This window comes from Priestia sp. BR_2, assembly GCF_041954005.1.
In the GTDB taxonomy this organism is placed as follows: Bacteria; Bacillota; Bacilli; order Paenibacillales; family Paenibacillaceae; genus Paenibacillus_AQ; species Paenibacillus_AQ lautus_A.
Genome location: NZ_JAVFHM010000305.1, coordinates 31,195 through 51,335 on the forward strand (window position 1 = coordinate 31,195; position 20,141 = coordinate 51,335).

Genomic DNA, 20,141 nt, shown 5'->3' on the forward strand with positions numbered 1-20,141 from the left:
ACAAATAAAGCCCGAGCGTTTTTTGAAATGCCGGGCTTTATGCCATCCTTGTATTCACTTGTTCTCCCGAATATCCCGGACCGATTTTCGCTCCAGCAATTTAGGCTGCAGCATAACATCAAACATCGGGCTATCGTCGCCCTGCATCATATCCAGCAGCATTTTGCAGGCCATCTTCCCCATCTCGTAATCGGGCTGCTTAATCGTTGTGAGCGGCGGATGAATCATCTGCCCCACGTCAATGCCGTCAAAGCCCATTACCGAAATCTGCTCCGGCACCTGAATGTCGCGCTGCGACAATTCGTTGATCACCCCAAAGGCCATCATGTCATTGCACGCAAATATCGCCGTCGGCTGCGGCGAATGTTCCAGCAGTCTCTGCGTGAGCTGCTTGCCCGTATCGAATTCGGTGATCGCATTATACACTTCCTCGGTCGAGGACTCGACCACCAGCGGTTTGAGACCTGCATCCTTCATCGCCGACATATAGCCCTGATGAATGCTTCGGCGGCTTGGACGATCCAGCTTGGAAGTGACGTAACCGATGCGCGCATGCCCCTTCTCCTGCAGATGCTTGGTTGCGATGTAACCGGCCTTGTGGTAGTCGAACTCGATCTGGTTAATGTTGTCCTCATCGATCTTCTGATCGATGGCGATGACGTTCAGGCCAAGCTTCATCAGCTGGGTCAACTGGCTCTTATCCTTGGAGATCGAGGAGATGATCAGGCCTTTGACCTGCTTCTCCATGATCGTCCTTAAATATTCATCCTCCAGCGCCGGATCTTGCAGGGAATTGCATACGATAACCGTAAAATTATTCTGCCGGGCCACCTCTTCGATCCCGAAAATGACGGAAGAATAAAATGGGTTCACAATAGAAGGAATGATGACTCCGATTGTATTGCTGCTATTCTTCTTCAGCTGTTTGCCGAGCATATTCGGAATATAATTGGATTCCTTCGCGATTTGCTGGATGCGCTCTTTAAGCTCCTTGCTGACAGGATAACTGCTGTTGCTTAACACGCGCGAAACCGTTGCCGAAGAAACGTTTGCCATCTTCGCTATATCATGTATCGTGGTCGGCTTCTTCATAGGATCCCTCACTTATAGTAATCGTTTACTATTGTAAAGTATACAAATAGCTGACATAGAAAGCAATAAACCGATGAAAATATCCATCAAGCTCACGCCCCGTTACATCTGCAGATCCCAATTTCTCGGCGCTAGCCCCAATGCCCGGAACGCTATTCAGTCGCTGGATGCGACGAACGCCAATATCGATTTGTCCTCCGTGCTTGCGAACAAAAAAAGACCGCCGGGTCATCCCCGGCGGCAAATATATTGGTGGAAGGAATTTCATCGTTCAGTAGGAATAAGGAGCAGCTAAAAAATGACTGAGACTGAGATTACACTTCAGGCGTTCCGTAGGTTGCGAACCAACCCTTGATCGTATCGAAATCATCCGTAAAGGACAGGGAGAGCAGCAGCAGAACGCGGGCTTGTTGAGGACTCAGGTTGTCGCCTGAAATGATGCCCTCTCCGCCGCCGTATACGCTGCCAGAGCCTGTACGGGTCGTAGTTACGAAGACCACCCCCTTTTCGATGGCTTCTTTGCGGGCGGCGCTCATCTCTCTCGAGATGCCGCCTGCGCCGGTACCGGAGGTGACGATGCCTTTAGCTCCATCTGCCACAAAGCCTTTGATCGCGCCGCCGCCGGCCTCCTGATAAGAAACCGCAATTTCGACCTTCGCCAGATCCCCTTTCGAGATTTTGCTCAGATCAAACACCGGTTTGCCCTGACCTTCCTCTTTCATTGCACGGAGGGGAGCCCGGTAGATACGGATATTCTCGTCATCGATATATCCGACCGCGCCCAGCATAGGCGTTTCGAACGTGTCGGTGCGGTAGTCATTGGTTTTGGTTACGCCGCGCGCCAGATGAATCGTGTCATTCAGCATCAGCACCGTGCCGAAGGATTCCGTACGGCCGCTTCCGGCAAGCTTGATGGCGTTGTACAGGTTCGCTTGGGCATCGGAACCGATCACCGTCCAAGGTCTCATGGAACCGGTGATAACGACGGGTTTATCGCTTTGCACCGTCAGATCGAGGAAGTACGCAATCTCTTCCATCGTATCCGTCCCCGTTGTCACGACGACGCTATCGTACACCTCCAGCGCCTTGTCGACGGTCCGGGAAAGATCGTATAAATCGGCCATGGTATAGGCGCTCGACCCGGAGTTGCCGAACTGGAGCGTACTGATATCCGCAATCTTGTCCGTATTCGGAAGCTCGCCCACCATGTCTTCAATCTTCAGCGTACCTGCCCGATAGGATTGAAAGCTGGTAGCATCCGTCGATTGGCCCGCCAAAGTGCCGCCAGTCGCAACCACCAGCACGTTCGGCTTCGCCGATTGTTTAGAGGCCTCCGACAGGGGAGGAACCGTCGTATTCCGGCCTGGCGCCGCAGGAGTTTGCACGGGTGAAATCGCACTAACCGTCCCTTTCACTTCCGTTACCGTCGCAGCATGGGCCGCATACGTCCCAACAGGCGATAAAGAAATCACAAAAGCGGTAAATGCAGCGGTACTCCATACTGCTAACGGGCGTTTCGACTTTGGTTTCATCATGGCACTCTCCTCTGATGTTAATGTAATGTTATCTAACATAAATCTATGTATTCGTTAGAATCATTCTATTTAATGTTATTTAATATAACAAATATTACATGCGGTAGGAAAAGCGTTTACAATGATAGTTTATAGATGATAATCCCTATTATTTTGCCTTTTTTGATAGATTTAATTAAATAAAATCCAGAAATATATGGAGCCCATCATCAGACAGCTAGATCATTAATGTTATATAAATTAACACTAGAAGCCGTCTGCAAACGATTCTATCCGAGCTATAAACAACAACAAGGGATAGTCCATCACCTTCCGGTCGGACTATCCCTTGCACTTGTTATCATTCATTGCGCTTGCTGCGATTATCTTGTAGAAACGCCTTCTGCTTAATCCGCCTGTCCCGGTTCCTCCACAGCCCCTGCCTCGGTGACGCGGTACGCCATAATTTCACCATCGACGACATGATAGATGGAATAAGAGTCCACCAAATTGTTCTCGTTAAAGCTAATCATGAGCTGCGCCTTCATGCTTCCGCTATCGAGGCCCTGAACATCTACCGAAACGGCGGTTTCGGGATAATGGTAGCCTGCCTTGCCTGGATGATCATACTGCCACGAAGTGAATCCCCCGCCTTTAGCCGTCGTCTTCGCCTCCCCAAGCTGTTGCCGGATTTCTTCCATCGTCTTGCTTATCAGCGACAGCTCTTTCAGGGAAGAAACAACATCTTCTCCCTGCTCTTTCGAGGTTGAAGCGTCTGCTTGAGGGGTTGCATTTTCCGCGGAAGGGGCCGGAACAGACGGCGACGGATCGGCTGCCTTCGCTACCAATTGATCTTCTGAAGCCTCGTCACTCTCTCCGGCAGGAGTTGCCTCTTTCTTCTCCTCCGGCTGCGGCTGCTTGGATAATTCAAGCCCTTGCACGGATGTGTTCACCGGCTCGCTCTCCACCAGGGGAGTTTCGTTGCTGCAGCCTCCGATCACCAGCACGGCCACGACAGCAATCCATATCACGCTAATCTTGTTCATTGCTCACTACTCCTTCGTTGTCTCTCCATTATGATTGGAGGTAATATGGAATTCCTTCATCATGTTATGGAAGCGTGCACCGAAGCCTTCGGAGGCCTCCAGGAAGTACTGCTGCTTCACGACAAAGCTGCCGCCTTGCCCGTTATCGAACACGTAATACCGTATGACCGGATCATCCCACTCTTTGCCGCCGGTGCCGCCTACCGCACGCACCTCCCAGCCTTGAATCGGTTCATCCACGAGATTTGCCTCGACCTTCGGATACGTTTGCAGCTCCTTCTGAAGCTGCTCCGCTGCGCTCTTCGGATCAATGCCCTCCTGCGAAATTTCCATGAACACCTCCGGATAGCGGTCATCCGTCGGCTTCTCCTTCAATTCAATGCGGTCCACGCCCGATTGATGAACCATCTTAAACCGGCTCTCATCCATATAAATCACGTAATCCGCTCCCTCATGCAGCTGATCCACGCTTGTTTCCGGCATGCCTTCCAGCTCCTGTTCAACCGTCTTCTGAGGAGCGAACCATTCCTTCACCTGATCAATGAACGCTTGGACAGGCGCCGTCTGAAAGCTGACGGTCAGCACGATGGCTGCCGCAGCGGCGGTTCCCGCAATCCATCCGGCCGCTCTTCGTCCCGAACGGCGGCGCCCTTTCGATTCCCTTGGCGCGAAGCGGGTCTCCGGCTCCGCCGGCTGCTGGGCTTGCTCGTTATGAATCCGCTCCTTGATCGCCATCCAAATCTCGTCTTTATGTCGCATCGCGTCATCCGTCCCCTTTTTCAGGCCGTCTGCAATCTCTTGATCCCATGGATCACGTCCCATGCTGATTCCCTCCCCTATTCTGCAGCATCCATTCCTTTAATTTCTTTCTCGCTTTGAACAGCCTGGACTTCACCGTGTTGACGTTCAGCTCCATCATGTCCGCGATATCCTTCTCGGCTACATCATTCAAATATTTCAAAATAACGGGAATCCGGTGCGGATCATCCAGCCGCTGCACCAGCTCATATACCTCGCCGTGCCGGTCAAATTCATAGGTGTCGCTCTCGGAGGGAAGATCCCTCTCCTCGGAAATTTCCGAAGGCACCATCTTCGCATGTTTCTTCAAATACCGGTTGCACTCGTTATAGAGAATCCGGTTGAACCACGGCTCAAAGGGTCTGCTCAAATCATAGGACCCCAGATTGCGGTAAACCCGGATAAACGTTTCCTGGACCACGTCGGCGGCGCTTGCCGAACTTCCGGTGACTGCGGCTGCCGTTCGAATCGCCCGATCCGCATATAAACGATACAATTGTTCAAACAGTTCATCGCTGTACTCCGTCTTTAATCGTTGTATAAGGTCGTGTACCAAACCGTGCTTGCCTCCTTTCACTTGGCCAATCACTTACAATACCCCGGCATGCAGGCAAAAAGTTTTCGAGTACGTTATTTTTTTAGTATGTAAAAAAAGGATACCCCGATGCCGCACGGCCGAAGTATCCTTTTTCTATATTATAACCAATCATTAAGCTTGCGCCGGGATCGGTTCCATTGAGCGTGCCTGATGGCTCCCCGGCTCGACTTGCTCTGCCTTGCGGAGGTGCTTCTGCCCCCGCCAGCGGAAGAAAGACAACACGCCGCGCAAATACTCGTCGGCAATCATGCAGGAGTAGATGCCGATAAGACCCCATCCCATGTGTATGCCAAGCACATAGGACAGCCCGGTGGCGACAAGCCACATCGAGCCAAGGGAAATGTACATGGTGAACCTGGTATCTCCGACGGCATTAAGCGAGTTGCCGAGCGCCATGTTGAGCATTTTGCCGGGCTGGAGAATCAGGTTCATCCCAAGAAGCGATGCCCCGATCGCAACGATCGTCTTATCGTCCGTAAACAGCCCCAGCAGCTGTTTTCCGAAAACATACAGGATGAACGCATTGACGACCACGTAAATTGCCCCGATACCCAGTGCGCGGTACGCGCTTCGGTATGCCTCCCGGATCCGGCCTGCGCCGAACAGATGCGCGATCTGGATCTGGGCCGCCATCGCGATCGACGAGCCAAGCAGGAAGCAGAAGGATTCCAGCGTATTCATGTACGTACGGGCTGCCAGCTCGGCGGCACCCAGCGTTGCAATGAAGGAGTAGATGATCAGCTGCGTAAAGACCCAGCAGGACATATTGATGCCGAGCGGCCATCCGATCTTCAGGATTTCGCCGAACAGCGGGCGGTCGAACACCCCGAATTCCTTCCATTTGATTCGGTATTCAAAGGAACGAAGGAACATGTACAGCAGCAAGAGAACGGCAAGCAATCGGCTGACCACCGTCGAAATCGCAACGCCGGTAAGCCCCCACTGCGGGAAGCCGAAAGCCCCGAATATAAACCCATAGTTCATAATGACGTGGATGATATTCATCCCGATGGCCACGTACATCGGCCCGCGCGTGTTGCCGGTATTGCGGATGACCGTGCTCATCGTAGCCATCATGGCAATCAATATCATTCCGCCGCCGACAATGGAGATATACGTTCCCGCAAGCGGAAGCAGATGCTCCGGCAGCTGCAGCACCGAGGCGATAGCCTCCGGCATTGCAAACAATATCACGCTGCACGCCAAGCCGATGATGGTGGTGGCGCTTACCGCCATGATGCCGATCGTTCGGGCATCCCCCGTCCGATGCGAGCCGATCTTTTGGGCAATGAGAATGCCGGCACCGCTGGCGACCGTCATGAACAGCGTCGTCATCGCCTGAAACAGCTGATTGGAGAAGCCGACCACGGCCACCGCATCGTCGGAAATCCGGCTGACCATCAATGTATCCACCGCTCCCAACAGAAACTGCAGGAACAGCTCGATAAATATGGGCCATGCGAGAACCCATAATGTAAATTTGTTTGTGTTTTTATCCAACATTCCAACCTCCACCCATGATGTAAGGGTTAAACACAATTCATGATGAAACGGTCTTTAACCTTTTCAAATTATAGATGGTATACTGGAGTTATAATATCATTTTCCGAACGAAAACTTTCAAAATTCAAACCTCGCGAACCACGAAAGGGCTTTCTTATGACGATCCTGAATTTTACCGTTCCGCCGCTGCCGGAATACATCAATAGCGGGCTTACCCGGGCTCCGATTCACAGTGGACATCCCAACCGCAAAAACATCGGCATCTTTGATCTGCTCGTCGTTAGGAAGGGAGAGCTGCATGTCACCGAGAACGGAAATCCTTATGAGATCAAACCCGGCATGTTCCTGATCCTGCGTCCCGATACCCATCATTTCGGTACGAAAGGATGCACCGAGGAGACCGATTATTACTGGCTCCATTTCCAGACCTCCGGGGATTGGCACCCGGACGAGGCCTGCCAAGCGCCTAGAAGAGAGGAAGTTCCGGAGCTGAAGGCGATGACGCCGAACTATTTTTCCGTCAACATCCCCCAGTTCGGCACCCTGCCTCAGCCGGAAAAGGCCATGGAGCTCCTGGCCACCCTGTCTTCGCTGGTTCAGTACGGTCACCAGGCCAAAATCCTGTGGCGGCAGCAGGTGGTGTTCCAAGAGCTCATCGAGTTGCTGGCCGCCGCATTGGATACGCCCCTCTCCTCGCCCTCCTCCGCTTGTGCCGAACGGGCCGCAGCTTATCTGCGGAAGCATTATCGCGAGGAGTTCAAGGTACAGGAGCTCGGCGACCGCATCAACTTCCACCCTGTCTATATCGCACGCTGCATGCAGAAGGAATTCGGCTGCTCGCCGGTTGAATATTTGCAGCGCTATCGAATCGAGCAGGCCAAGATGCTGCTGATGCAGACGGACTTCAGCGTCAGCCGGGTCGCGGAGGAGGTCGGTTTCAATCATGCGGCCTACTTCACCTCCTGTTTCACGAAGCAGGAAGGGATCTCGCCGCGCAAATACAGGCAGCGGTTCTTCATGAATTAATTCATTTTTACGCAAAATCCAAGAAAGTGGCTTGCAACCTGGGCGGGAAGCCTTTATAATGAGAATTAATCACATGATAATGATTATCATTACCGGACAAGTGAGAATGTGTTGAGAATGTATTTATACTCAGGTTTACACGCTTTTCGCTTGAAGAGTTTATATACAAAGGAGAGCCGATTGACTTATGAAAACGACTTCCCGCCGCTGTTCTCTGCAAATGGATGATTATTTGGACCTGCTGAACCTCGCGATCCAGCTTGGAGACGTGAAGTGGCAGAAAGAAATCACCCGCAAAATGGAAATGACGCTGTCCACATTAGAGACCGCAGCTCAATAAATAACACAGGGATTACATAATCCTGCATATAGGAAAGACACCCGATCACTATTCCAGGCATGTCCTTGAAAAGCAGATCAGGTGTCTTTTTTCCATCATCACTATCGTTTCTTCTCCGGGTTCCGGCATTCTAAATTACTTCTTCGCAAATCCATCCAAATCATGCTTCAACCGGTTGTTAAGCGCTACCAATTCGTCGTGATCGGAGATGTCCAGATTGACTTCTCCCCCCTCAACCGAATCCGAAACGTAATACACCTTGTACATCAGGGAAATCAATGCTTCCGAATCCTTCATGATGATCGCATATTTCTTGACGTCTTCCTCCGAGAATTCCCCGTTCTCCGCATAGCTTTCCCGTATACTGTCCGACAGAGCCAGGAACTTTCCCGCGATGGGGTTAAGCAGCTGCGAACGGACGGCTTCATCCGCTGTCTTGGAATACGCTTCGATGGCCGCCAGCTTCAGCCGCACTTCCGCAAGGCGCGCTTCATGAAGGGGCATGGACTTCAGCTCCAAAATGTCGGTGTAATGGCTCCATATTTGAAATAGAGATGTGCCCAATATGCTTTGCAAGGTCATTTTCGTTCCCTGTTCGATCTTCTTCTGATGTTCAATCAGAAACACGGTGCAGGCCAGCACCAATGCTACCATCCATACCCAGATCCATTTTGCTGAATTCGTCATAACGCACCTCCGACTCCTCTATTTTACCATATTAAGGATAAAATGAGATGGAATATATCATGGTCAGAGGGCAAAATAAACGACCCAGTCCATAAGACTGGATCGTGCCGAATCTTTAGCTGCCTCGAATTTGGCGCCACATCGTCACCATGTCGATCCAACCGCGATGTTCGGTTATTTTACCATCGGTTACCCGATATTGACGGTACAGTGTCACATCAATGGTGTTGCCTGTTGGAGAGTTTCCAAAAAACATGCCGGTATGCGTGCCTTTTACCCCCATTCTTACTAATACCTCATCCCCTTGGGCGATCATCTGTTCCACGGTATAGTGTTTATCTGGAAATGCCCCCAGTATGGTTAAGGCAAATTGTTTCAAGCCTTCTTTCGATTGATAAGAATGCTCTTGATAACCGGGCGATAAAAATTGATCCGTGCTGTCCATATCACTCTGATTCCAGAAACTCTCGATAAACGCGGATACCGTTTCCATATTGTTCTGTTCTATTGTTTTCATCATAAAACATCTCCTTTGTTCGTTGGGTTTTCCGATTGCTTTACCGTGAACATCCGCAGCTACTTTGCCTGGATTTGGGGCAGCAGCGTTCCTGTATCGAACCAACCAATGTGATTCGTAATTTTGCCATCTACGATATGAAATTCCCGGAACTGGGTAATCTGAACGGATTTGCCCGTCGGCGGATTTCCTGCAAAGCTGGCATTATGCGTTCCTGTAATAACAATTCTTGCTATGACCTTCTCCCCTTGGGCTAAGGTATCGGCTAGCATATAGTGTTGATCCTCGAAGGCTTCTGCGATCTGTTCGGCAAAAAACTGATCCGTCTGATAAATATCCCCTTCATTCCATATCTCCTCGATCTTTGCGGTCACCATTTCGATATTGTTCTGCTCTATGGTCTTCATGAAAAACATCTCCTTTGTTGGTTATTTTCATTATGAAAGCAGGCTGCTCTTTATCCCTCAAATAGAGACAATGGGATACTATCAGCTAATGCTTTATATCCTGCATCGCTAAGATGCAGATGATCGCCAAAATCATAGGCGGGAAGCAGTTCGTTTGGAGCTTCGGGATTAGCTAAGGCCTTGTCAAAGTCAAACATTCCATCGAATACATGTTGAGTACGAATCCACTGGTTGACTTCTTGGCGAACTCGTTCCTTTTCCTCCGAGTAATACGCTGCATTGCCGAACGGGGTGAGGGTGCCTATATATATGCGTACTCCTTTCGCACGCGCTTCGACAGCCACCTTCTTCATGCCCGCGATAATTTGATCTGCGGTCGCATTCCCAAGGCCGATATCGTTGATGCCTTCAAAAAAAATCATGTCTGTAATTCCAGGGTGAGAGAAAACGTCGCGAACTAAACGCGAAAGCACATTTTCTCCGGCTACGGGCAGACCAACGTCTGGACCGCTCTTTAGAATCTGATTCCCGACGATGCCGGAATTAAGGACCGCAATTTCCTGGTCAGTCTTTTCCCGAACAAGACGATCGTAAAATAAATCTGGCCACCGGTGGTTAGATCCTGCGGTAGACGTACTCCCCTCTGTAATCGAGTCGCCTAGTGCAACAATCACTCGTGAATTCCTTCCCTGGGATAATACCTCCATACCGGATATCCAATAGCAGGAGTGGGTCTTTTGCTTGAAGAATTCTGTACTGTTATCCGAAGCGTGATCCCCATCGGCGATATAGCTGATTTGGGGTGGGGAAAAATGCCAAGTAGATGTTTTAGTTGATTGAGGAACATATATGCTTATGGCTACATCCACAGCTCCACTCACGTTAAGATCCACGGGATCAGTATAGATTTCTCGTCCGGCAGGAATGATGATGATTGATTTCCGTTCGAATGTGACATGTCTATCGCTACCTGGAATCGTATAACCATCTTTATTGGAAAGCGCTAAGTTTACGCTGCCGAATACTACCTGTTCGGAACCATACAGATTGGATAACTTCAATCGTATGGTAGAGCCGGCGGTATGGGGGTGTACGATCATGCGAATCGTCTGGTTATCCAATGTATCGATGGCGGTGAATCTCACATCATAGTAGGTCTGGCTTGCAAACCAGGAACCCAACCAACGTTCGCCTGCCTCTACAGTTGTTCCTGCCGTCTTCTTTATACCTGGCTGAATTGCTTTCACATGTATTCTCCTTTCCACCTAATACGTAACTAAATGGTCACGTATTAGGCGCATCGTTATACAGTCATCCGTAAAATGCACAGTTACCCATAGGATGGATCGCAGTTTAGAAATCCGTGAAGTCCTGTTACCGTAGTGACATGACACCAACAGAAAGCGACCGGGTCAGAACGAGAAACTTCTCTACAGCAGCAGCAACCCTCTCCCTCAGCCCAGCATCTAATGGAACCCCCTCCGCATCAAAGCCTTGCGATCCCGCTCCGATAGAAACCCACTCCGGGCTGTTAACCCCATGCAAGTTGCGCATAATACTCTGAAGATGGGTCAGCGAGCTTACTCCGACCGGTCCGCCTGCAGAGCTCACGGAAAGCACCGGTTTCCCCGATATATGACTTACATTCATGTAATCCAGGGCATTTTTGAGCACCCCTGAAATCGAACCATGATATTCCGGTGTCGCGAAGATCAATCCGTCCGCACCTTTGACTATATCCAATACATACTGGACATTCGGGCTCAGTTCCACGTTGTCAGGCGAATAAAGCGGTAATTCCAATTCATTCAATTCGATACATGCGGCTGAAATTTGATGACCTTGCAGCAGCCTCCCGATATAGCGAAGCAATAACGTACTTGTAGCTCCTTGACGATTACTGCCCGCGATCATAACAATTTTCATATGTTTCCTCATCCTCCCTGTACTTTTTAACCACTATGGATTCTTAATCATCCAGACCTATGCTGTTTACTATGCTGCTTCGTCACTTTCATACCTCCCCATTCGTCCATTCAAAATGCCGTAAGCTGACAAACGATTCGTTGTATGATAATATGTGACTATACTGTCACGTTTATAATACGTTACCATTAGGTCACGTGTCAATAGCCATTTGAATTTTCTTAGCATGCTGTTAAGAAGGAGATGTCACGATTGGAAAATGAAATATTTAAAGCACTGGCGGATCCCAGCCGGCGAACTCTCTTGGATCTGCTGTATAAATCAGATGGGCAAAGTTTAAGCGAGCTGTGCGTTCCCCTTGCGATGACCCGATTCGGCGTCATGAAGCATCTTCATATACTGGAGGAAGCCGGCCTTGTCACAACGAGAAAGGTAGGCCGGGAGAAGCTGCATTATCTGAATTCCGTGCCGATCCGTCAAATATACGACCGGTGGGTCAGCAAGTACGCTGAGCCCTGGGCGCTGGAATTAACATCCCTTAAAAATGAATTGGAGCGTGAACCGGATATGGAACAGAAACCCCGTCATGTAAACCAGATTGCTATTAAAGCATCACCCGAGCAAGTATGGCGCGCCATAACCGATCCAGCCAAGACATCAAAGTTCTGGTACAACTGCTCGATCCAATCCAACTGGGAAATCGGTTCGCCATTCAACCTAAAGAACCCCGAGGGCAAGGTTCAAGCAGAGGGGACCATAATAAGTATAGATCCGCCGCATAAGCTGGTTCTGAGTTGGAGGATGTTAATAACCGATGATACTGCCGGCGAAAAGCCCTCGCGCATTACGTGGGAAATCGATCCCCATGCCGAGCTTAACGGCGTAACCCTGGTAACGGTTATCCATGATGAGTTTGATCAGGCGCTGCATACGGCTAACACGCTGAAGTTAGGCTTGCCGATCGTACTGTCGGGATTGAAGACCTTACTTGAAACGGGCTCAACGCTCACTAGTCAATAGTGGCGTCAACCTTGAAAAAGGGATCGGATGTAAAATAACAGTCCCCGGTTCATATAAGAGGGAGAACCCTGCCGCTTGACGGACAAGGTTCTCCCTTCATAGACAATATCATTTTGGCGTCTGGTCCTCCCAGCGTTTTTTTGAAATCATTCCTGCTGCAAGCCTGCATCCGTCTGCACCTTGATCCGGTATTCATGCGGCGAGATGCCTTCCAGCTCTTTGAAGACGCGCGAGAATTGCTTGGTGTTCTCAAACCCGACCGCTTTGCCGATGTCGGCAAGCTTCATGTCACCGTCCTGAAGCAGGTCCTTGGCTTTCGTTATTCGCAGCTTTTTGAGATAAACCACGAAATTTTCGCCCGTATGGGCCTTGAACGCTTCGCTGAAATACGAATAATTCAATGATACATAATTGCTGACCATTGCCATGTTCAGCGGCCTGTGATAATTCTCCTCCATGTAGCTGACCGCTGCCTTGATCTCGGAATGCTCGCTGTGGGCGGAACGGATCCCTTTCACATATTCGTTCACGTGCAGCAGCAGATGCTCCAGATTCCTGAAATACGTATGGAAATGACGGTAATTGTCCATCGTCCCAACCTTGCGGTACAGCTTCAACACTTCCACCATGGAGTCTCCGTACACGCGGAACACTTCGTCCAGCACCCGTTCATTAATCCGTTTGCTGACAAACTCCAAATAATCGATGGCCACATGGGGCATGTCATCGATATGGAAAATGTCCAGCAGCAGCGCCTTGATCTCCCGTTCCCGTTCCGTGCCGAGCATGTTGCCGAGCTTGCGGATATTCTCTTCCGGCACCGGGTACGTGTTCAGCTCCCCTTGAATGTCATCGTGGCTCATCAGTTTGACGTTGGGGTGAATGAACGTATAACTCAAAGCGGTCAGCGCCTGGTTGTAACAGCTCCGAATATCCTCGAACCGGAAGCCTTTCCGGCTAATTCCGACGAAGAGCCCGTCCATCTCCCGCTCGGTAAACTGCCGTGCCAGCTTCTCGAATTGTCCGTCCGGACTGCCGATGAGCACGACCCTCCCCTTTCCGTCCAGGAAACACGCATTGATCCGCCCTTCCACCGAAGCCGTCATGTTATCAATCAGCTGCTTCAGCTCGTCCTTGTTCATGGAGTTGCCGTCTTCGTATTTGTATTTCATCACCGCTACCCGGAATGGCTTTACGAAGGAATCAAATCCGATTTCAGCCGCGGCAGCCTCCGGCTCCCCATCCACACTTTGGGGCCGCTCCAGGAGCTCCTTCAGCCGATGGGTCTGCAGCTGTTGAAGATATGCGTCACTGGCCGCCATGCGGTCACGCACGTCCGCTTGCCGGATCAAAACTTCTTCTGTCTTTCGGAGGGCAGCGAACAGTTCATCCCGTCGAATCGGCTTAAGAAGGTACTCTTTCACCTGGTACCGGATTGCCGCCTTCGCATATTCAAAATCGTCATACCCGCTAAGAATCAGAAAGACGGGTTTAACTCCCAGCGGACCCTCTCGTTCAGCCAACGCCTCGATCAGGCGTATTCCGTCCATGACCGGCATCCGGATGTCCGTAATGACGATATCGGCCGGTTGTTCGTTGTAGGCATCCAGTGCTTCCTGCCCTTGGGCAGCCAAACGGATCTCGTATTGATCCGGGAACTCCCGTTCAATCATCGTTTTCAGGCCATACCGGATATTCTTCTCATCATCCACGATCATCAGACTTCTCATGTCCACTGCCTCCTCCTGTTAACAGCACTTTAGGGAATGTCATGGTCACCTGCGTAAACTTCCCCTCTTCGCTCTTCACTTCGATTCCATATTCATTCCCATAGAACAACCGGATTCGCTGGTGCACGTTTCGAAGCCCGATTCCACCGGCCTGCACGCCGCCGCGCCCATAATCTCCCGAAGGGAGCTCCTCGTCGTCCGCCGTTCGCAGAATCTCGCCCAGCCTGCCCAGCCGATAAGGCTCGATCCCGATTCCGTTGTCCGTGACGTTAATCGTAATCTGCTCCTCTTCCCATGCGATGACATCGATCTTGATCTGTTTCCCCTGATCCGGAAACTCCGGCCAGGCATGCTTGACGGCATTTTCCACGATGGGCTGCAGCGACATTTTCAATACCTCGAGCTCCATGAATTCGGACGGAATGTTGAGTTCAAGCCGGATCGGCTCGTCGAACCGGATATTCATCACATCGATATAGTTGCGGATATGGCGAATCTCATCCCTCAGCTTGACGTACTCTCCCGACCATTTGAAGTTATAACGCATCATTCCGCCCAGGGAGGTCAGCGCGTCCGAAATCGTCCGCTGTCCCTCGATTTCGGCCAGCATTTTAATATTTTCCAGCGTGTTGTACAGGAAATGGGAATCGATCTGGCTGTGCAGCGTGCGCAGCTCCGCCTCCTTGGTCACCGCCTGCTTGCGAACCCCTTGGGCAATCAGTTCATTGATGGTGCGGATCAATTTGTTAAAATGATGCGCCAGTTCACCCACCTCGCCGCCGCCTCGGATCGCAATGGCCGCGGTAACCTCTCCCTTGCGGACTCTCTTCATCGTCTCCGTTAAACGACGCAGGCTCTTCAGGATAATGGAATTCAAGTAATACGTAATAATCGACAGCAGAATGATCAGCACGACGTTCGCGGCTATAATCTGTCCCTGGGCCTTGGATACGTTATTCAGCGCCCCTTCCAGGGAAACGACATTCAGCACGTGGGCATGAAGCCGCTCCATCGGCGTCGCAATCAGCAGGAACGAGGAACCGTCCAGGCTGAACCTGGCATGCATGGTCTCCTCGGAGTCGCCCGTCTGCAGCTTCAGCTTAGCGAATTGAAGCTCCACCTCGTCCCGGAGTCCCTCGTGACTGGTCATGAACGATTGGCTTCGATCCATGAACAGCTTCCCTTCCTGATCCACGATGACCATCTGCGAGCTGTCATCCACGATACCGGCAAAGGTCTTCGGGGCAAAATACTTGAGCAGCATATCCACCTGAATCACGCCGCTGTAATTCCCGTTATGGACTTGGCGGATCAAGGACACCTTCGGCTGCTCCTCGGACACGTCGGCGGCGTAGCGCTGCAGAATATCGGGATCGCGGTGGTTGAATACCCACATCTCCCCGCCGTCCAACTCCTTGACCTTGGGAAACCACGGCTCGCTTGCGATCCGTTTCTCATGGAAAATGATCGGCCACATCTCCGTCACGTTCGAGTTGTTGGTGTATAACCGAAGATGCGTAATATTCGGATTGTTCGTTTGGATCCGTTGTATATCCTTGAAAGGCCCCCATGCCAAATCGATCAGCCATGCCGGCTCGGGCTCTTCATTGATCCGAAGATAATCCTTGATCCCGTCATCCGAAATCGCCAGCTGTGCGGCCATTTCGATCGCCTCGATCTGGTTCAGCATGTTCATCTTCTCGATTTCCAGCAGGAACGAGTTCTGGTTAAGCGCATCGCTGATATAGGTATCCCGAATCTGCTTGAAAAAATAATTCGACACGATAATGCTCGGAATCAGCAAAATCAAAATATAGGCAGCAACCAAACGGCTCTGCATCGACCTGCGGCCAATCCAATAGGTAAACGATTGTATAAGCGATGCCATTCGTTTCATCATGACTGTCACATCCCGTTTCATGAAATAACCGTAACCGAGTCCTGGATGGAAAGGCAGCATCAGCCGATCGGATACCATCCTATATTAGCTCGTGATGCGACAAAAGGCACCCTATTTCGACAAAATCGATCATAGGGTACCTTGCGCCTGCATTCTGTTTTTTTTGCGCTCGAGCGAGAATCCTTATTTCAGGAATTCCTCAAGCTTCTTGACGTTCTCTTCGTATTCCTTCTGTCTGTATTCCTGAACCTTCGCGAACCCGAGCGATTCGCGTTTCGCTTGGTAATCGCTCCAGATTTGATCGAATTCGGCATCCGTTTTGGCAAAGATCAGCTTCGGCAGGATTTTGCCCCACTCGTTCAATACTTTGTCGTTAATGATGCCTTCCTCGGAGCTGGCATCCGGATCCAGCTGATCGAATTGCGAGAAGCTCTGGGTCTTGCCGCGAGTCCAGTCTTCCATCTGCTTGAATGGCTCTACGGCCGGAGGCGCCCAAGCCGGCGTGATGTTGGTATCCATCATCATCCAGAAGGTATGGGATGCTCCGTACTTCTTGTCGAATGCGCCGCGGTCGCTGTTCAGCAGCTCTGCAACCTCAGGCAGGAATTGGTCTTTGCCGTCAATCGTATCCCATGTCACGCCTTTTTCGCCCAAGTAGGTATCACGCTGGCCTTCTTCGGAGATCAGGTAATCCAGGAAGCGAATGGCACGTGCTTTGTCTTTTACGTTCTTGGAGATCAAGGTTACCGTCCAGCCGGAGATCGAAGGGCCCGACAAGGTCGGCTGATCCAGATTGGAGTTAGCCGGTCCGTCCACCGCGATGTAGACGGAGTTCGGATCGTTTGCATACAGCGCGTTCTGCTGGTTCGCCATATCGCTGCGTTGGTACAGCATCGCGAAATAGCGGCCTTGTGCGATTTTTTCTTCCATCTGCGGACGTTTATCCACGAAAATATCCTTGGACATCAGACCTTTTTCATTCGCTGTACGTAACGTCTTCAACCATCTTACATATTCCGGATCGGTGCTGCGGTCATACAGCTTTCCGTCTTTATCCTGCGGAATGGCGAGGAAGTTCTGCAGGTAGCCCTCAAGGGAGCTGTTGCCTTTTTCATGGAAATCATGCAATCCAAACGGAATGAGCGGCTGTCCGTTCACGTCCGGGAACATTTTCTTGGCGTCCTCAAGCGCTTTCAGGAAACCTTCCGGCGTGCGCATATCCGGGCTTCCGAGCGCCTCATACATGTCTTTGCGGACCAGGAACGTTTGGTTGGAGGTAATGTTATCGCCAAACTTCTCATAGTCCTTCGGTGAAGAGGAGGCATTCGGATAACCGTAAATATTGCCGTCATCCTTGGTGTACCACGACACCTTCGCAGGGTCGGTTACTTTATAGAAATACGGATCGTATTGGTCGGCCAATTCGTTCAGCGGCAGAACGAGGTCGCCTTCGATCATTTTTTTGACAGCGTCTTCATACCATCCCAGCGTAATAAAATCAGGCAGTGTGCCGGAAGCGATCATCGTATTCATCTTCTCGGCTTCGTTACCGGCCGGTACGATGAAGTTGACGTTAACCCCCGTCTTCTTCGTTACGTATTGCGACGTAATGTCCTCGCCCCATTTGTTCGGGAACCAGGCGAAGTTGATGTACCAATCAAACGTAATCGGGGAGGTATCGACTTCCCATCCCGGCTGATCCTGAGTCAATTTCACTTCTTCTGCCGGCTTTTCTTCCCCTTTTTCTTTTTCCGACGCGTTATTGTCACCGCCGGACGAGCATGCTGTTGTAAAGGCCATGACCAGTGCGAACATCAACAACAGAAGGCTCTTTGGCTTAAGCATCTTGCTCATGTGTTTACCCCTTTTCTTATTTAAAAATATGATTATATAGAACTCCCGCCACATTCGGCAAGAGAAGCTACCTGTAAGATTTCCCCTCCCCCGGGTCTCCCCTGGAGATGGAAAGGAAGGCTAACAACGAATCCCGTGAATCAACCTTTAATGGAGCCGATCATCATCCCTTTGACGAAGTATCGCTGCAGGAACGGATAAACGAATACGATCGGCGCCGTCGTTACGACCATGGTCGCCATTTTGATCGATTGGGAAGTGACCGTCTTGGCTACGCCGCCCGGCACCTGGGCCATCATCTGATTGGAGCTCGATTGAGCGACGACCTTATACAGATATGTCTGTATCGGCTGCAGGTCGGTATTGTTGATATAGATGACGCCGGTGAAATAGTCGTTCCACTGATAAACTCCGTGAAATAAGGCGATCGTTGCGATAACCGGCATGGATACCGGCAGCACGACCCGGAGGAAGATCGACCAGTCGTTGGCCCCGTCAATCTTCGCCGCCTCCTCCAGACCGTCCGGAATTTCCCGGAAGAAGGTCATGAAGATGATGAGGTCAAAGAAACTGAACATGGCAGGTATGATGTACACAAGGAAGCTGTCGAGCATATTCAGATCCTTGATCAACAGATAGGTTGGAATCAGTCCGCCGCCGAAAAACATCGTTACCGTCCCGAGCAGAATATAGAATTTGCCGCCGATCAGACCTTTCCGCGAAAATGCATAAGCGACCATCGCGGTGAAGAGGACGTGGATGAACACGCCGATCACGGTTTTGGCTACGGTGATGCCCATCGCCGTCATGATGCCGGAGCTCTGAAACACCGCGCTGAAATTCTCGAAACTGAACATCCTCGGCCACCAGTAGATCCCTCCGCGCATGGCGTCCTGCCCGTCGTTAAAGGCATTTACCAGGACATACCAGATCGGGTAGATCGTCAGGAAGCATACGATCAGCATGCCGAAGTTATTGAATATATCAAAGAAGGCTTCGCCTTTGGTTCTGCGTTTAAGCATGGAATATCATTCTCCCTTCTCGTTAGAACAGCGAGGTGTCGTTCAGTTTTTTGGTCACCCTGTTCGCGATCAACAGCAGGATGATCGCAATGACGGACTTGAACAATGCAACGGCTTGCGCGTAGGAATAACGTCCGTTCTGCATCCCGGTGTGGTATACGAAAATATCGATGACGTTGCTCGCGCTTTCGTTCAGCGAGTTCCGCAGCACCAAAATCTGATCGAAGTTGGAGTTCAGCACACCACCGACCGCAAGAATGAAGAGGATGGATATGGTCGACTTGATGCTGGGCAGCGTGATATACCACATTTTTTGAAACCGTCCGGCGCCGTCAATCGTGGAGGCCTCGTACATTTCCGGCGAAATACTGGCAATGGCCGCCAGATAGATGATCGCGGACCAACCGAGCTCCTTCCAGATATCCGAAGTGATAATGATTCCCCAGAAATATTTCGGTTCGGCCAGATACGTGATCGGCTCGTCGATAATATGCAGGGCCAGCAGGATATTGTTGATGATCCCGATATCCGCTAGCCAGGTCATCAGAATGCCTCCCAGGATGACCCATGACAAGAAGTGAGGCAGATAGGAGATCGTCTGGATCGTTCGCTTGTAGCGAACTGACCGGATCTCGTTCAGAAAGAGCGCAAAAATGATCGGCAGCGGAAAACCGATAAACAGCTTCAGCAAGCTGATCCCGAGCGTGTTTCGCATAACGTTGGTGAAGTCCTCGTCCGAGAAAAATTCCTTAAAGTGCGCAAGCCCTACCCATGGAGCTTCGCCGATGGATTTGACAATGTTGAATTCTTTGAATGCAATGATGACACCGTACATGGGAATGTAGTTGAAGATGATCATCCACACAACGCCGAGCAGCGCCATAATTTGAAGATGTCGTTGGCCGTAGAGCTTTCTGAGCCACCTTTTTCTGTCGAGCTTCCTCTTATCCTGCACAGAAGGCTCCATCGAGGGACCGACACCGGTTTCGGATGCGTCGGCATGAAGTTGATTTTGCATGGTTATGACCTCCAAGTTGATCCTTTCATTTTGAAAACCCTTACATTCTCTATATTTCTATTGTAAATCGTACATGGTCTGCATGTAAGGTTTCAGATTTCGTATCCAGGTGCTCATTTTTCGGGTAAACAACGGCAAGAACG

At 50.6% G+C, this 20,141-nt stretch carries 19 protein-coding genes; 3 read left to right on the forward strand and 16 right to left on the reverse strand.

Annotated elements, in window-relative coordinates; genetic code table 11:
• Positions 1-54: 54 nt before the first annotated feature.
• The 6 genes from RB298_RS25800 to RB298_RS25825 form a co-directional block, all read right to left on the reverse strand.
• Positions 55-1,092 carry a LacI family DNA-binding transcriptional regulator gene (locus RB298_RS25800; RefSeq protein ID WP_096774691.1) on the reverse strand — a complete coding sequence of 346 codons (1,038 nt, stop codon included), beginning with the start codon at positions 1,090-1,092 and terminating at the stop codon, positions 55-57.
• A gap of 314 nt (positions 1,093-1,406) precedes the next feature.
• Positions 1,407-2,627 carry an asparaginase gene (locus tag RB298_RS25805; RefSeq protein ID WP_375121206.1) on the reverse strand — a complete coding sequence of 407 codons (1,221 nt, stop codon included), beginning with the start codon at positions 2,625-2,627 and terminating at the stop codon, positions 1,407-1,409.
• Positions 2,628-3,013: 386 nt separating this feature from the next.
• Entirely contained in the window at positions 3,014-3,652 is a 639-nt protein-coding gene (locus RB298_RS25810) for a hypothetical protein (protein WP_486049205.1), read from the reverse strand.
• A 6-nt stretch (positions 3,653-3,658) separates the two neighbouring features.
• Positions 3,659-4,474: a hypothetical protein gene (locus RB298_RS25815; protein WP_096774694.1), complete on the reverse strand. Its 816-nt coding sequence runs from the start codon at positions 4,472-4,474 to the stop codon at positions 3,659-3,661.
• Positions 4,464-5,006, reverse strand: a complete 543-nt coding sequence (locus RB298_RS25820; protein WP_096774695.1) for an RNA polymerase sigma factor — start codon at positions 5,004-5,006, stop codon at positions 4,464-4,466. The genes RB298_RS25815 and RB298_RS25820 overlap by 11 nt, the downstream gene beginning before the upstream one ends.
• 153 nt (positions 5,007-5,159) lie before the next feature.
• On the reverse strand, positions 5,160-6,551 hold the full coding sequence (locus tag RB298_RS25825) for an MATE family efflux transporter (protein WP_486049208.1): 1,392 nt from the start codon (positions 6,549-6,551) through the stop codon (positions 5,160-5,162).
• A 156-nt stretch (positions 6,552-6,707) separates the two neighbouring features.
• On the opposite strand from RB298_RS25825, the gene RB298_RS25830 reads away from it, so the two are divergent.
• Positions 6,708-7,577, forward strand: a complete 870-nt coding sequence (locus tag RB298_RS25830; protein WP_096774697.1) for an AraC family transcriptional regulator — start codon at positions 6,708-6,710, stop codon at positions 7,575-7,577.
• A 187-nt stretch (positions 7,578-7,764) separates the two neighbouring features.
• A complete protein-coding gene (locus RB298_RS25835) occupies positions 7,765-7,917 on the forward strand; it encodes a hypothetical protein (RefSeq protein ID WP_009591875.1) in 153 nt (50 codons plus the stop codon).
• A gap of 135 nt (positions 7,918-8,052) precedes the next feature.
• Here the strand turns inward: RB298_RS25835 and RB298_RS25840 are convergent, their stop codons facing one another.
• The 5 genes from RB298_RS25840 to RB298_RS25860 all read right to left on the reverse strand — a co-directional run bounded on the left by RB298_RS25840 (position 8,053) and on the right by RB298_RS25860 (position 11,454).
• The gene (locus tag RB298_RS25840; RefSeq protein ID WP_096774698.1) at positions 8,053-8,604 is read right to left on the reverse strand and encodes a hypothetical protein; all 552 of its coding nucleotides are present in this window, start codon (positions 8,602-8,604) and stop codon (positions 8,053-8,055) included.
• A 115-nt stretch (positions 8,605-8,719) separates the two neighbouring features.
• Positions 8,720-9,124 (reverse strand): ester cyclase, encoded by a 405-nt coding sequence (locus RB298_RS25845; RefSeq protein ID WP_375121210.1) that lies wholly within the window; start codon positions 9,122-9,124, stop codon positions 8,720-8,722.
• A gap of 56 nt (positions 9,125-9,180) precedes the next feature.
• The gene (locus RB298_RS25850) at positions 9,181-9,528 is read right to left on the reverse strand and encodes an ester cyclase (protein WP_486049210.1); all 348 of its coding nucleotides are present in this window, start codon (positions 9,526-9,528) and stop codon (positions 9,181-9,183) included.
• A gap of 50 nt (positions 9,529-9,578) precedes the next feature.
• Positions 9,579-10,775 (reverse strand): SGNH/GDSL hydrolase family protein, encoded by a 1,197-nt coding sequence (locus RB298_RS25855; protein WP_486049212.1) that lies wholly within the window; start codon positions 10,773-10,775, stop codon positions 9,579-9,581.
• A 127-nt stretch (positions 10,776-10,902) separates the two neighbouring features.
• Complete coding sequence (locus RB298_RS25860) at positions 10,903-11,454, reverse strand: NADPH-dependent FMN reductase (protein WP_486049214.1); 552 nt, start codon at positions 11,452-11,454, stop codon at positions 10,903-10,905.
• 252 nt (positions 11,455-11,706) lie between these two features.
• Here RB298_RS25860 and RB298_RS25865 point away from each other — a divergent pair, with 252 nt between their 5' ends.
• Positions 11,707-12,474, forward strand: a complete 768-nt coding sequence (locus RB298_RS25865) for an ArsR/SmtB family transcription factor (protein ID WP_486049216.1) — start codon at positions 11,707-11,709, stop codon at positions 12,472-12,474.
• A 146-nt stretch (positions 12,475-12,620) separates the two neighbouring features.
• Here the strand turns inward: RB298_RS25865 and RB298_RS25870 are convergent, their stop codons facing one another.
• From RB298_RS25870 to RB298_RS25890, 5 genes are all read right to left on the reverse strand, one after another.
• Entirely contained in the window at positions 12,621-14,204 is a 1,584-nt protein-coding gene (locus RB298_RS25870; RefSeq protein ID WP_486049218.1) for a response regulator, read from the reverse strand.
• On the reverse strand, positions 14,179-16,182 hold the full coding sequence (locus tag RB298_RS25875) for a cache domain-containing sensor histidine kinase (protein ID WP_486049220.1): 2,004 nt from the start codon (positions 16,180-16,182) through the stop codon (positions 14,179-14,181). The genes RB298_RS25870 and RB298_RS25875 overlap by 26 nt, the downstream gene beginning before the upstream one ends.
• Positions 16,183-16,287: 105 nt before the next feature.
• Positions 16,288-17,958 (reverse strand): extracellular solute-binding protein, encoded by a 1,671-nt coding sequence (locus tag RB298_RS25880; protein WP_486049222.1) that lies wholly within the window; start codon positions 17,956-17,958, stop codon positions 16,288-16,290.
• A gap of 140 nt (positions 17,959-18,098) precedes the next feature.
• The gene (locus tag RB298_RS25885) at positions 18,099-18,980 is read right to left on the reverse strand and encodes a carbohydrate ABC transporter permease (protein WP_096774705.1); all 882 of its coding nucleotides are present in this window, start codon (positions 18,978-18,980) and stop codon (positions 18,099-18,101) included.
• A 22-nt stretch (positions 18,981-19,002) separates the two neighbouring features.
• Positions 19,003-19,998, reverse strand: a complete 996-nt coding sequence (locus RB298_RS25890) for an ABC transporter permease (protein ID WP_192569890.1) — start codon at positions 19,996-19,998, stop codon at positions 19,003-19,005.
• Between the last annotated feature and the right edge of the window lie 143 nt (positions 19,999-20,141).